This window comes from Mycobacterium sp. D16R24 (genome assembly GCF_002013385.1).
GTDB lineage: Bacteria > Actinomycetota > Actinomycetes > Mycobacteriales > Mycobacteriaceae > Mycobacterium.
Window position 1 is genome coordinate 37,715 of the sequence record NZ_MAEV01000010.1, and the last position, 13,339, is coordinate 51,053.

The window sequence follows — 13,339 nt, forward strand, 5'->3', positions numbered from 1 at the left end:
GGGCGAATAGGGGAAAGCCGTGTCGTTCCTGTCGCTCGGACCCGACGAACTCGCAGCTCAGCATCGGTTGCAGCAGGAGAACTATCACCAGCTCAAGGCCAAGGGGCTATCGCTGGACCTCACCCGCGGCAAGCCGGCGCCTGAGCAGCTCGACCTGTCGAACGGCCTGCTGGCACTGCCCGGTGACGGCGACTTCCTCGACGGCAATGGCACCGACACTCGTAACTACGGTGGAGGCAACGGCCTCCCGGAGCTGCGTGCAATCTTCGGTGAGCTACTCGGCGTTCCCGCACCCAATCTGATCGCCGCCAACAACGCCAGCCTGTCTCTCATGCATGACGTGATCGTGTACTCGCTGCTCCACGGAACCGTCGACTCGCCCCGGCCCTGGGGCGACGAGCCGTCATTGAAGTTCCTGTGCCCGGCGCCCGGATACGACCGTCATTTCGCGATCACCGAATCCTTCGGCATCGAGATGATTCCGATCCCGCTGCGCGAGGACGGCCCCGATGTCGACCTCATCGAGGAACTCGTCGCCTCCGACCCGACCATCAAGGGCATGTGGAGCGTTCCCGTCTTCTCCAACCCGACGGGAACCGTGTACTCATGGGAGGTCGTTCGTCGGCTGGCCCAGATGAACACGGCCGCACCGGATTTCCGTCTTTTCTGGGATAACGCATACGCGGTGCACACGCTCACGCATGATTTTGTCCGAAATGTGGACTTGCTGGGTATCGCCGAAACCGCCGGACATCCCAACCGCCCGTTGATCTTTGCTTCCACCTCGAAGATTACTTTCGCCGGTGCGGGTGTCAGCTTCATGGGAGGATCGCTCGCCAACATCGCGTGGTACTTACAGCATGCCGGTAAGCGCAGCATCGGACCCGACAAGGTGAATCAGCTGCGGCACCTGCGTTTCTTTGGCGATGCCGAGGGTGTCAAGCTGCACATGCAGAAGCATCAGCAGATCCTCGCGCCTAAATTTCAACTGGCGCTTGAGATTCTGGACGACCGATTGAGCGAGAGCAAGATCGCGTCGTGGAGTGAGCCCAAGGGTGGATACTTCATCAGCCTCGACGTTCTCGACGGCACTGCCAAGCGCACCGTGGCTCTGGCCAAGGAGGCCGGGATAGCGCTTACCGAGGCAGGGGCCACGTTCCCGTACCGAAACGACCCGAACGACAAGAACATTCGACTGGCGCCGTCATTCCCCCCGTTGGAGACCGTTGGTGCTGCTGTCGATGGTCTTGCGACGTGCGCGCTACTGGCGGCAACAGAAAAGCTGTTGGAGCGTGCCGACTAGGGCGCCCTTTGTACCCTGTCGACCTGTTTGTTGAGCAGCGTCAACGCCAGCTTGTCGTTGTCGCTGGTCCAGGGCTCCATGGCATGAAGGACTTTGACGGTCACCGTGGTTCCGCGCAGCTGCGCGGTGAGCGTTTTGATGGTGATTTCCACAGTCTGCTCACCGTCCATGCCCAGACCGCCGGTGAAGACGGTCTCCGTCGCGTCGACGGAGGCCCCGGGCACCTTCGCCATCTTGACGCTGCCGGTCCCGTCGATCCCATCGAGATCCAGCGTGACGGACCCGCATCGTCCGGCCTTTTCCTCGATCGTCTGGAACGAGTCGGCAATGCCCTTGCCGACCACGACGTCCACGCGAAGAGCCCCATCCTCGTACTGAGCGGCCGCCTGCTCAAAGGGGACCGTGTCATGGTTGACAAAGATGTTGCACTCGACCGGTTTCACCCTCGGTCCGTCATCGCCCGGCTGCTCGACCACTTCGTACGAGCCGGCGCCGTCGGGAAAGTCCTCGCGCGGCAGCAGGAGCGTTTCGGGAGAACCCTTGGGCAGCCCGGGCGAGCCATCCGACTTCGCCTCGCCCTCGACGACGCTGGTGCACGCCGACGCCAAGATCAGCACAGCGGATATCGCACCGATAGACAGCATGCGAGCCACGGGATATCTCCCATCCAGTATGTGCGGATTCGCCTACGGCGCCTTTTGTACCTTGGCGATCTGCTTGTTGAGTAGATCCAACACCAGCGTGTCCTGATCGGGCGTCCACGGATCGATGAATCGATCGACCTCGATCCTGACGGTCGTGCCCCGAGGATGGGCGATCGCGATATGAGACTCGACGCCGATCTGATCTCCCTCGGGTCCGAGGAGGCCGCCGACCTTCACCAACTTGGCCTCCACGGAGGCGCCAGGCAAATCGGCGATGGAGACATGCGCCTTCATTGCCACGCCGTCACCTTCCATCTGGACTGACGCGCATTCCTGGGCCCGCTTCGCAAGGTCGTCGAAGGACTGCTTGATCCCGAGCCCGACACTGCTCTCCGCCGTCACGGTGTCCGAGTCGTATTTGGCCCGCGCCCTGTCGTAATCGCCGTCCCCCTCGGAAATGAACTCGTAACATCCGGGCGGGTTGACCTTCTCCGGCTTGGACTTGCCCCCTTTGTCCTTGTCGAGTTTGAGCTTGTCCTCGATGCTGAACGTCCCATTGCCCGCAGGGAAGTCCTCGCGGGTCAGCAACAGCGCGGTCGCTGGGCCCTCGGGCAACTTCACGTTCGGCTCGTCAGCCTTCTGGGTACTCGAGGACGGCGCCGGCGGATTACTCGGCGAGTCCTTCGAACAAGCGGAGGTAAATGCGAGTGCGATGACACTCGCGCCAACCGCGAACACAGTGTTCATATCAACGCGACGTGTCGTCATGTACGGACTTTAGCGACCATGTCGTGTGGCTACGGCGCTTCGTTCACTTTGGCAATCTGCTTGTTGAGCAGCGCTAAAGCAAAGGCATCGTCGGTACCAGTCCAGGGCTCGGCTGTACGGGTCACCGACACCTTCACCGACGTGCCGCGCGGATATGCGCCGAGAATAGTGCTCTGGATGGGAACCTGCTGTCCACGCGCCGACGCGTGGCCCACGAGCACCAGCTTCTTGGCCTCCACCGCTGCTCCGGGGACGTCGGTGAAGGTGACATCGGCGTTGACGGTGATGCCGTTGATTTCGAATGTCACCGACGGGCATTTCTTCGCGCCCTCTTCGGCTTTGGCGAACGAACCGTCTATGCCGATCGACACGGTGCTGTCCGCGTCGAGGGTATCGGTGGAGTACTTGGTGCGCGCCTTGTCGAACTTGTCGTCGTTCTTCTTCTCCTCGTTGATCACCTCATCGCAGACCGCCGGGGTGACGACCGGGTCGGGCCGTTCCGCGTCGTCCTTCTTGATGCCCGCTTTGTCCTGGACGACGAACTTTCCATCCTCCTGGGGATAGTCGGCGCGCGTCAGCATCAGGCTCTCAAGCGGGACAGCAGGTAACTTGACCGCGGGTGTGGACGAAGTCGGTGCGCTGGCGGAAGGCGAACTTTCCGCCGACGGCTTGTTGGTATTTTCTCCGGAACAAGCAGAGGTAAACGCGAGGGAGATGACGCTGACGCCCAGGGTCAGCACAGTGGCGATGTTCACCTTGAAGGTAGGCATGAACGGACATTAGCAAACTTTTTTCTCACTTCGCGACCGGAGTGAGGGAGGCGGCCGCATGTGACCGTCTGCGGTCGCCGGTACCCTTGCTCCCCGTGGCCCTGTACCGGAAGTATCGTCCGGCGACTTTCGCCGAAGTTATCGGTCAGGAGCACGTCACCGGACCGTTGACCACCGCGCTGGACGCCGGCCGAATCAACCACGCTTATCTGTTCTCGGGGCCCCGTGGCTGCGGTAAGACGTCCTCCGCGCGCATTCTGGCGCGCTCACTGAACTGTGTGCAGGGACCCACCTCGACGCCGTGCGGAACCTGCGATTCATGTGTCGCGCTGGCGCCCAACGGCTCGGGGAACGTCGATGTCATCGAACTCGACGCCGCCAGCCATGGTGGAGTGGACGACACCCGTGAGTTACGCGACAGAGCCTTCTACGCACCCGCGCAGTCGCGCTACCGCATCTTCATCATCGACGAAGCGCACATGGTCACCACCGCGGGTTTCAACGCGCTACTCAAGATCGTTGAGGAGCCGCCCGAGCACCTGATCTTCGTCTTCGCCACCACCGAGCCGGAGAAAGTGCTGCCCACCATCCGGTCGCGCACCCACCACTACCCCTTCCGCCTGCTGGCCCCGAAGACGATGCGGACACTCGTCGAGGGCATTTGCGCGCAGGAGAATGTCGCCGTCGACGATCCGGTGTATCCGCTGGTGATCCGTGCCGGTGCCGGATCGCCCCGTGACACCCTGTCCGTACTCGACCAACTGCTTGCCGGTGCGGACGAGGAACGCGTCACGTACCAGCGGGCACTCGCGCTGCTGGGCGTCACCGATATCGCGTTGATCGACGATGCGGTCGACGCCCTCGCCGCCGGTGACGGCGCCGCGGTGTTCGGAGCCATCGAAGGCGTGATGGATGCCGGACACGATCCGCGCCGATTCGGCACAGACCTGCTGGAACGCTTCCGCGATCTGATTGTCCTGCAAGCTGTTCCGGACGCAGCGGAGCGCGGTGTGGTTGACGCGCCGCAGGACGTGCTGGAGCGGATGCGTGAACAGGCCGAGCGCATCGGCCCGGCGACGCTGACCCGCTACGCCGAGGTGCTGCACGCCGGGCTCGGGGAGATGCGGGGCGCGACGGCACCCCGGTTGCTGCTGGAAGTGGTGTGTGCCCGGCTGCTGCTGCCTTCAGCCGCGGATGCGGAATCGGCTGTACTGCAACGCGTCGAACGCATCGAGAAGCGTCTGGACATGTCGGTACCCGAGGCCGATGGGGGAGGCACGGCGCCGCGCTTTGTCCGCAGGTCGCAGGCCCCCGCAGCCCCGGCCGCGGAAGCACCTGCGCCACCGGCTCCGGCGCCTGAGCCTCCCGCGCCGGCACCAGCACCCGCGCCGCCGACGCCCGTTCCTACTCCGGAACCGGAACCTACTCCGGAACCGGAACCAACTCCGGAACCGGAACCAACTCCGGAACCGGAACCAACTCCGGAACCGGAACCAACTCCGGAACCGGAACCAACTCCGGAACCGGAGCCCGCTCCGGCACCTGCACCGCACCAGCCCGGCGCCCTCGACACCACTGCCGTCCGCAACGCCTGGGCCGAGATCCGGTCCAAGGTCAGGGATCGCAGCCGCACCACCGAGGTCATGCTCTCCGGTGCCACGGTGCGAGCCATCGAGGGTAAGACCCTTGTGTTGTCCCATGATTCGCCGCCGCTGGCCAAGCGCATCACTGAGTCGCGCAATGCCGAGGTCATTCGGGACGCGTTGAAGGACGCGCTCGGTGTGGACTGGGAGATCCGCTGCGAGGTGGGCAGCGGAGAAGCCGGTGCTCCGGCTCCCGCTCAGAAAGCCAGCAAGTCTGCGCCGCGGGTGGTGACCCGGCCCAGCCGCCCCACACCCGAGCCTGAGCCAGCTCCCGAGCCCGAGCCGGAACCCTCGTCCCCTGAGGACGAGGAGGAGCAGATGCTTGCCGAGGCCGGGCAGGGCGAGACCGGGCCGCGACGCGACCCCGAAGAGGTTGCGCTGGAACTACTTCAGAACGAGCTGGGTGCTCGCAAGATCGATCCCAGTTAGGGCTGCCACCACGGGCGCAGCGGCAGTGAGGATCCACCGCGCTCATCCAGCTTTGTGGCCAGCACCTGGTGCAGTTGAACGACATTGCGCTCGAATCCCAGTCGCGAACCCGCCATGTACACCCCCCACACCTTCGCGGTGGCCTCGCCTACTTCGGCGACAGCCTCATCCCAGTGTTCGACGAGGTTGGCGCACCACTCCGCGAGCGTCAGTGCGTAGTGGTGGCGCAGGTTTTCCTCGTGGAGCACTTCCAGGCCAACATTTTGTATCTCGGTGATGATCTTGCCCGACCCCGTCAACTCGCCATCAGGGAAGACGTAGCGGTCAATGAAATAGCCCGCGACGGCCGAGGTTCGGTTGTCCGGCCGGGTAATGCAGTGGTTGAGCAGTAGGCCACCGGTCTTGAGGCGTGACTGCAGAAACCGGAAGTAGGCGGGGTAGTTCGCGATGCCGATGTGTTCGGTCAGCCCAATCGAGGAGACCGCGTCGAACCCGCTTTCCGTGATGTCGCGATAGTCTGCATGATGGACCTCGGCAAGGTCTGAGAGTCCTTGATCGGCAACGGCTTTCTGTGCCCAGGCGGCTTGCTCTGCCGACAATGTGACACCGATGGCGTGCACCCCGCGCCGCGCGGCATACCTGACCATCGACCCCCAGCCGCAGCCCACATCGAGCAGCCGGTCGCCGGGCTTGAGTGCCAGTTTGTCGAACACCAGCCGGTATTTGTTGTCCTGCGCTTCCTCTAGGGTGGCGTCGACGTTCGGATAGCACGCGCACGTGTAGGTCATGGATGGCCCGAGTACCCACTCGTAGAACGCGTTCGACACATCGTAGTGGTGATGGATGGCTTCGGAATCACGTGTTTTGCTGTGCCGGAACCCCTCGAGCAGCCGACGCCAGCGGGGCAGGGCTTCCTGCGGCGGCGGCGCGATGGGGCGCAGATGCTCGAAACCGATCGACCTGACGATGTTGGCCAGTACTCGCGCCGGTGGACGCTTGAAGTCCAGCCTGTCGGCCATGGCCTTCAGTAGTTCGTAGGGATCACCCGGGTGCACTCCCTGCATTTCGATATCGCCGGAAACGTACGCACGTGCCAGCCCCAGATCACCTGGCGCCGTAGCCAAATACGTTGTGCCACGCGGTGTCAGCAAGTCGAGCCCCAGTTCGGCATTTTCGGGTCCGGCCTTGCTGCCGTCGTACGCGCTGAAGCGCAACGGCAGGTCCCCGGCCGCCATGATCTCCAGAATCTCGGCTAACGAGAGCCTGCCGTTCTCGCCCCGCTCATTTTTGGCCTGAGTAGTCGTCATTGTCGCCGCACCGCCTTCGCGTAGAGATCCAGCAATCGGTTATCGGGGTCGTACGTCTTCTTGAGTGTCCGATAGTGCTCTCCGCCGTACAAGGCCTCGAACTCATCACGGGGGTAGAAGGATTCGGAGTATAGGGACTTGTGTCCACCGAGCTCGCTGATCTTGCGTTCGATAAGCCGGTTAGTGGCTCCTTCGGTGGAACCCGCGGGCACCGAAGACCAAAATCCGATATTGACGTATGTCTGTCCCGATCGTATCGGGTACAGTGGCCATCCCTCGCTGTCACGTAACCGTAACGGGCACAGCCATACCGGCTCGATCGGTACCTCGTCGAGGAACCACCGCAGGAATTCCGCGGTGTTCATGATCGGTACCTCGACGTCCTGCACGACGCGTTCCCGGGCTGCGCGCCCGTTAAGCCTCTCGATGCGGTCGGCAATGTCGTAGCGTTGGTCGAGTCCGATCATCTTCCAATAGACGCTGCTGCGCCGGTATTTTCGTGGCCAAAGCCTGCGGATGCGCGGATTCTGTGCACCGAATGCGCGGGAACACCAGAACCAGTCGGTGTCCCAACGCCATAGGTAGTCGTGAATGGTCAGTCGATCGTTGCTGGTTCCGTCCGCATGCCGGATCGATCGGTAGTAGATCCGTTGTCCCGTGTAGTCGCTCACCGGGCCTGGTGCATCCGTCTGGGTGCCCAGGGTCAGGTACGATTCCCCGGCCGTGAACACCACCCCGTCCAGGTAGTCCACTCGTTCGCCCTGGAAGGTCGCCGAGCCCACGATCGATTCCATCACCGTCACCAGTTCATCGAGATTGTGGAATCGGATGTGCCGCAGGGCAACGAACGGAGCCACGGGCTCCAGTTCGATGCGCAGACGCACCGAATAGCCCAAGGTGCCGTATGAGTTGGGGAAACCCCGATACAGATCGACGTGCTGGTGTGGCGATGCGGTGATGATCTCGCCCGAGCCGGTGAGGATGTCCATCTCGAGAACGGACTCGTGGGGAAGCCCATTGCGGAAGGACGCGGATTCGATTCCGAGCCCGGTGACCGCGCCACCGAGCGTGATGGTCTTGAGCTGTGGCACCACCAACGGCGAGAGCCCGTGGGGAAGTGTCGCGGCGACCACGTCCTCATAGGTGCACATGCCAGCCACATCGGCAGTCCTGTTGACGGTGTCCACGTCAATGACACCGGTGAGGCCCGAGGTATTCAGGCCCGGTGTAGTCGACTTTGCCCTTGCGCGGAACAGATTTGACGTGGGTTTAGCCAAACGAACGGTCGCCGTCGCGGGAATGGCCCGATAACTCCGTAGTAGCCGGTTTACTCCCTCGGCGTGCGCCGATCCTGATGAGATAGGCACAGTTACTACGCTAGCCCGGTTCCTGGCCAGGCGCACCCGAGATCTTTGATTAGGTGACTAAGCGCCCCTAACCGAGGGTCAATCGTCCTAACCGAATCGGTGCTCCGCCAAGCTGTTCGTCGATGCGGAGCAACTCGTTCCACTTCGCGGTGCGTTCGGATCTGGTGATGGAGCCAACCTTGAGTTGCTCGGCGCCCCAGCCGACCGCCAGGTGCGCGATGGTGACATCCTCGCTCTCACCCGATCTCGCGGAGACGATGGTGTCCCATCCGCAGTCGTGAGCGGTGTCGTGCGCAGACTTGGCAGCACTGAGTGTTCCCGCTTGATTTGGCTTTACCAGCAAGCCGTTACATGCTCCGGCCTCGGTTGCTCGGAGCACGCGCCCGGCATTGGTCACCGTGAAATCGTCACCGACGACCAGGACACGGTGTCCCACTGCTTGGGTGAACTCCGCCAGGGCAGCCGGATCGTCCTCGGCCAGGGGATCCTCGATGGAGGCGATCGGATATTTATCGATCCAGCCGATCAGAACCTCCGACCAGGCGTCGGAGTCGAGTTCGGTGCCGTCGAGGCCGAGACGGTAGCGGCCACCACTACCGAACTCGCTCGACGCGATGTCCAACGCGATCGTGACCTGGGCGCCCGGCTGCAGACCGGCCCGCTCGATGGAGGCGACCAGCAGCTCCAGCGCGTCCTCGTTGGACTCCACCACCGGCCACCAGCCGCCTTCATCGGCCACTCCGGCGAGTCGGCCTTTCTCGGAAAGCAATGCCCCGCAAGCGCGATGGATCTCCGCCACCCAGTTAAGTCCCTGTGCGATGCTGTCGGCGGCCGCCGGCACCACCATGAAATCCTGCACATCGGTGCGGCGCGCGGCGTGGGCGCCCCCGCCGATCACCTGAATCTCCGGCAGCGGCATTGTGGCCGTTCGGTCACCGATCAGATACCGCCACAACGGGATTCCATGCGTTGCGGCTGCGGCGTGTGCGGCCGCCATCGACATGGCCACCGCAGTGTTCCCGCCGATGACGGAGAACGCATCTGACGGGTCCGCCGCCGCGAGCGCCGTATCGACGGCCTTTTGATCGGTGGCATCGACGCCGACGAGATATTCCGCGAGGCCGCGTGCTGCTGCGACCGCCGAATTCACGTCGTATCCGGCGAAAGGTCTGCCGCCGTCCCGTAAATCGGTGGCCTCACCGCTGCCTCGGGATGCTCCGGCGGGTGCGATCGCTCGTCCAATGCTGCCGTCGCTCAAGTGTAGTTCCGCTTCGATGGTCGGCCGGCCCCGTGAATCCCATACCCGCCGAGCGTGCACACCACTGATCTGTGTTCCGGTCATCATCCCTCTAACTGTTGTGCGATGGACAGCGGGTCGGTGGCCGATTCATGTAGGGCCTGCCCCGCGCGGTCGCGCAGTGAATCCTGTTGGGCGGCAGATATATAGTCCACGGGGGAACGCCCGTCGATGCGGGCGAGGGCCAAAGCGGGCAAGAGGCGTGCGGTACGGGCGGACACCGCCTCCGGCGGCTCCCAGGAGACCCCCTGTAGGTACGTGGCGAACAGTCGCGCGCTCGTCTCGCGCAGCAGCTCGCGGTACTGCGGTTTCCATATTCGCTTGAGCAGTAGGTGATTGAGGCAGAACGCCAGATCGAACGCGGGGTCGCCGTACCAGGCGCATTCGGCGTCGGTCAGCACCGGTCCGTCTGCGGTGACGATGACGTTCTTCGGGCTCACATCCCCATGAACCAGCGCGAGGTGCGTGCCCGCGAGATCGTCGGCCAGTCGCGTCAGGATCGCCGCGTGTTCCGGGAGGCGCTCTGCCGTGTAGCGCAGGTACGGTTCTATCCGTAACGCCTCGAAGAGGTCGTCGGCTGCGAATTCGCTTGCTGCCATGTCATCACCGGCCGTCTGGGCGTGAACGGCGGCGAGGCGTGCACCGAGCACCGCGCCGATCTCCGGGTCGATGCGCCCGCCTGCCAGATCTTCCCGCCAGGACGGGATTGGCCCGAGGTCGGTCATGGCGAACGCGTGCAGATCTTCGGCGGACGTGACAACCCGAGGCGTGAAAGACGGAACGATCGTCGATGCCCGGACGAGATAGCGGGCCTCAAAGGTATTGCGTTCCAGGGGTGCCACCCAGTGAGCCTGCACGCGGAGCCGTTCAACGGCGCGCTTGGCCACCACCGATTCGCCCGAACTCAGCCGTATCCGCCACACGTCGGACGACACCCCGCCGGTCAACGGTTGCGCATCCAATGGCACGAGTTCAGCGCGGGAGAGCAGTTCGACCACCCAGTCAGGTGGCGCCATGCGCGCCTTCGGATTTCCACCACAGCGCGTTGAACCAGATGCGGGCCAGCGTGTCGATGGCCTCCTCATCGGTGACCGAGCTGCGCCCGGTCTCGCCACCCTCGACCAGCCAGACGTAACAGAAGTAGTCCATCATCGCCCCGATCGCCGACGCGGTGATATCGGGATCCATCCCCGGGCAGTACTCGTGTTTCTGTAGCCGCCGAATGTTGTTGGCGATCATCGTGCGTGCCGGGGCGCGCAGGTCTCGCCAGTACTCGACGAATGTCGGATCGATCTGCGCCGCCTGGAACACCCCGGAGAGAACCGGCGCATGGTCGCGGTAGGTGGTCCAGTACACGGTGACGATGTCCTGGATCACCTCGTACGGTGCGCGATCACCCGTCTCGACGGTGTCGCCGCGGGTGTACGCCTCGTCCCGGAATTCGTCGACCATGGTGCGTAGGAGCTCAGCCTTGTCGGTGAAGTAGTTGTAGAAGACCCCGACGGATTTCCCGGCCTCGGTGGTGATGTCGATGACGCGGGTCTCGGCATACCCGACTCTGGAGATGACCTCACGCGCCGCATCCATCAGGGCACGGCGCGTGCTGCGGCCACGTTGCGTCGAGGGCTGTTCGACGGGGACGGGCGGGATCGCTGAATCGCTAGACATCACCACCTGCCCAGGTTACATTAAACCTGAATCGAGATTCAGGTTCAGTCCGATCGCGTGTCATCCCGTAATGATTACGCAGGTTGCGAGGTTTTGATGACGAGTTCGACAGCAGTGCTGACCGATGCCGTTGCACGGGCACGTGAGCTGGCACCCAATATCGCCGCACGGGCGCTGGAGGCGGAGCGCTTGCGCCGGATGCCCGACGAGACCATTGCCGAACTGTCCCAATCGGGTCTGTTCAGCCTGATGGCGCCGCGGCGGTATGGAGGCGACGAGGCCAGCCTGGAAACGTTGGTGAGCGCCGTCATCGAGGTGGGCAAGGTCTGTGGATCGACGGCCTGGACATTCTGTATCTACGGAATTCACAACTGGCTCGCCGGATTGTTCCCCGAGAAGCTGCAGGACGAGATGTTCGGGTCGGTGTCCCCTGGCTCGCCCTTGCTGTTTCCGGGCAGCTGGTCGCCGTCGGGCGTCGCGGTACCCGTCGACGGTGGCTACAAGATAAGTGGGCGTTGGCAATTCGGCAGTGGTGTCTGGCACTCATCGTGGGCTTCGGTCGCTGCGGTGGTGCAACCTAGAGAAGGCGCAGAGCCGCCGAAGTATCCGGATCTGCGCACCTTCATGATTCCCCGAGATGATCTCGAGGTCATCGACACCTGGTTCACCTCCGGCCTGCGGGGCACCGGAAGCATGGATATCGCCGTCAACGACGTGTTCGTTCCCGAGCATCGGGTGCAGGAGTTCGGCCCGCTGGCGCGCGGGCAGTCACCGTCGGCCGACCTGCATGGCGCCGCGATCTACCGCATACCGCTGTTCTGTGCGCTCTCCAACGTCGCGGCCGCACCCGCGGTGGGCATGGCACTGGGCACGGTGGAGCTGTTTACCGAGAAGATCAAGACCCGGGTGATGCGCTACTCGATGCAGGAGCAGTCCAAACTCGCCACCGCACACCGCCGCATGGGACATGTTGCCGCGCAGGCGGAGTCGGCGCACACTCTGCTGCTGCAGACGGTGCGCGATGTGGAGGGCAAGCTGCGTTCGGGCGAGGGGTTGACGACGGAGGATCGGGTGGCGGTGCGCCGCAACTGTGCCTACGTTGTCGAGGTCTGCAAGCAGGCCATCGCTGAGGCTGTCGAGGCGTGCGGCGCCTCCGCGCAATACGAAGACTCGCCGTTGCAGCGTCACCTACGCGATGTGAACACGCTGTCCACCCATGTTGTCTACGACACCGATTCTGCCTACGAGCTGTTCGGACGGGTGGAACTCGGGCTGCCCCCGGGATCTGTCGCGTTCTGATGCCCCCCGAGCTCACCGGTCTGCACTGCGTGCTCGCGGACCGAATCCTGACCGTCACCATCGACAACGGCCCACTCAATCTGCTCGACGGGCCACTCATGTCGAGTCTGTCGCGCCTGGCCCGATGGCTGGCCGATCGTGACGACGTGACGGTGGTGCTGTTCGGCAGCGCCAATCCCGACTTCTTCATCGCCCATCTGAATGTCGAAATCCTGCAAACGGATTCGGCGCGAACGGCGGAGTCGGTCGAATCCTTCCAACGACTGGTTGGCAGGTTCCGCGCACTGCGCCAGGCCACTATCGCCCTCGTGGAGGGTCGGGTCGCGGGTGGGGGAAGTGAGTTCCTCCTCAATCTGGACATGCGCTTCGCGGTTCGCGGCAAGGCCGTCTTCAATCAGGTGGAGACGGGTCTTGGCATCGTGCCGGCGGGTTCGGGCCCGCAGCACCTGGTCGAGAGCATGGGTCGGGCGCGCGCACTTGAGGTGATTTTGGGTCACGAGGATTTCGATGCTGACCTGGCGGAGCGATACGGCTGGGTGAATCGTGCCCTGGACCCCGACGAGGGGTGGCGGTTTGTGAATCGGCTCGCCCGGCGTATCGCCGTCAATCCGCTCGCACTGATCGCCGGTGCCAAGAGCACGGTAGATGCGCTGGTCACCGACCTGGAGCCAGGGTTGGCCGCGGAGCGGGCAGCCATCGTTGACGCGTTCGCCGACGTGCACAGCACTCAAAGAATCGCTCTCTTTCTGCAACGGGGCGGCCAGACGGTGGACGGTGAACGTGGCCTCGGCGACCTCGTGGGTGACCCTTAGACTGCGACTACAACCAGTAGTAGAACCAAGTC

Annotated in this window: 12 protein-coding genes; 4 read left to right on the forward strand and 8 right to left on the reverse strand. The window is 63.6% G+C overall.

The genetic code is table 11. From position 1 onward, the window contains the following. Positions 1-19: 19 nt before the first annotated feature. The gene (locus tag B4383_RS07900; RefSeq protein ID WP_078290039.1) at positions 20-1,303 is read left to right on the forward strand and encodes an aminotransferase class I/II-fold pyridoxal phosphate-dependent enzyme; all 1,284 of its coding nucleotides are present in this window, start codon (positions 20-22) and stop codon (positions 1,301-1,303) included. Here B4383_RS07900 and B4383_RS07905 read toward each other — a convergent pair. From B4383_RS07905 to B4383_RS07915, 3 genes are read right to left on the reverse strand one after another with little or no spacing between them, the layout of a single operon-like run. Beyond that, positions 1,300-1,956 carry a hypothetical protein gene (locus tag B4383_RS07905; protein ID WP_078290040.1) on the reverse strand — a complete coding sequence of 219 codons (657 nt, stop codon included), beginning with the start codon at positions 1,954-1,956 and terminating at the stop codon, positions 1,300-1,302. The genes B4383_RS07900 and B4383_RS07905 overlap by 4 nt on opposite strands. Positions 1,957-1,989: 33 nt before the next feature. Further along, on the reverse strand, positions 1,990-2,715 hold the full coding sequence (locus tag B4383_RS07910) for a hypothetical protein (RefSeq protein ID WP_078290041.1): 726 nt from the start codon (positions 2,713-2,715) through the stop codon (positions 1,990-1,992). A 29-nt stretch (positions 2,716-2,744) separates the two neighbouring features. Further along, on the reverse strand, positions 2,745-3,296 hold the full coding sequence (locus tag B4383_RS07915) for a hypothetical protein (protein ID WP_078290156.1): 552 nt from the start codon (positions 3,294-3,296) through the stop codon (positions 2,745-2,747). Positions 3,297-3,580: 284 nt separating this feature from the next. On the opposite strand from B4383_RS07915, the gene B4383_RS07920 reads away from it, so the two are divergent. Then, entirely contained in the window at positions 3,581-5,557 is a 1,977-nt protein-coding gene (locus tag B4383_RS07920; protein WP_078290042.1) for a DNA polymerase III subunits gamma/tau, read from the forward strand. On the opposite strand, the gene B4383_RS07925 is transcribed toward B4383_RS07920, so the two are convergent. From B4383_RS07925 to B4383_RS07945, 5 genes are all read right to left on the reverse strand, one after another. Next, positions 5,554-6,864, reverse strand: coding sequence for a class I SAM-dependent methyltransferase (locus tag B4383_RS07925; protein WP_078290043.1), 1,311 nt, complete (start codon positions 6,862-6,864; stop codon positions 5,554-5,556). The two genes, B4383_RS07920 and B4383_RS07925, sit on opposite strands and share 4 nt — an antisense overlap. Further along, positions 6,861-8,231, reverse strand: coding sequence for an FAD-binding oxidoreductase (locus B4383_RS07930; protein ID WP_078290044.1), 1,371 nt, complete (start codon positions 8,229-8,231; stop codon positions 6,861-6,863). The genes B4383_RS07925 and B4383_RS07930 overlap by 4 nt, the downstream gene beginning before the upstream one ends. A gap of 67 nt (positions 8,232-8,298) precedes the next feature. Beyond that, entirely contained in the window at positions 8,299-9,573 is a 1,275-nt protein-coding gene (locus B4383_RS07935) for an enolase C-terminal domain-like protein (RefSeq protein WP_078290045.1), read from the reverse strand. Then, positions 9,573-10,544: a phosphotransferase gene (locus B4383_RS07940; protein WP_078290046.1), complete on the reverse strand. Its 972-nt coding sequence runs from the start codon at positions 10,542-10,544 to the stop codon at positions 9,573-9,575. The genes B4383_RS07935 and B4383_RS07940 overlap by 1 nt, the downstream gene beginning before the upstream one ends. After that, complete coding sequence (locus B4383_RS07945; protein WP_176126411.1) at positions 10,531-11,202, reverse strand: TetR/AcrR family transcriptional regulator; 672 nt, start codon at positions 11,200-11,202, stop codon at positions 10,531-10,533. The genes B4383_RS07940 and B4383_RS07945 overlap by 14 nt, the downstream gene beginning before the upstream one ends. Before the next feature lie 90 nt (positions 11,203-11,292). On the opposite strand from B4383_RS07945, the gene B4383_RS07950 reads away from it, so the two are divergent. Further along, a complete protein-coding gene (locus tag B4383_RS07950) occupies positions 11,293-12,495 on the forward strand; it encodes an acyl-CoA dehydrogenase family protein (RefSeq protein WP_078290048.1) in 1,203 nt (400 codons plus the stop codon). Next, positions 12,495-13,307 (forward strand): enoyl-CoA hydratase/isomerase family protein, encoded by an 813-nt coding sequence (locus B4383_RS07955; RefSeq protein WP_078290049.1) that lies wholly within the window; start codon positions 12,495-12,497, stop codon positions 13,305-13,307. Before B4383_RS07950 ends, B4383_RS07955 begins: the two co-directional genes overlap by 1 nt. Positions 13,308-13,339: the final 32 nt, after the last annotated feature.

Excerpts from the sequence above, each read along its gene's own strand:
- B4383_RS07915 (WP_078290156.1), bottom strand. The coding sequence starts at position 3,296 with ATGCTGACGCGCGCCGACTATCCCCAGGAGGATGGAAAGTTCGTCGTC.
- B4383_RS07910 (WP_078290041.1), bottom strand. The coding sequence starts at position 2,715 with ATGACGACACGTCGCGTTGATATGAACACTGTGTTCGCGGTTGGCGCG.
- B4383_RS07950 (WP_078290048.1), top strand. The coding sequence starts at position 11,293 with ATGACGAGTTCGACAGCAGTGCTGACCGATGCCGTTGCACGGGCACGT.
- B4383_RS07955 (WP_078290049.1), top strand. The coding sequence starts at position 12,495 with ATGCCCCCCGAGCTCACCGGTCTGCACTGCGTGCTCGCGGACCGAATC.
- B4383_RS07925 (WP_078290043.1), bottom strand. The coding sequence starts at position 6,864 with ATGACGACTACTCAGGCCAAAAATGAGCGGGGCGAGAACGGCAGGCTC.
- B4383_RS07940 (WP_078290046.1), bottom strand. The coding sequence starts at position 10,544 with ATGGCGCCACCTGACTGGGTGGTCGAACTGCTCTCCCGCGCTGAACTC.
- B4383_RS07935 (WP_078290045.1), bottom strand. The coding sequence starts at position 9,573 with ATGACCGGAACACAGATCAGTGGTGTGCACGCTCGGCGGGTATGGGAT.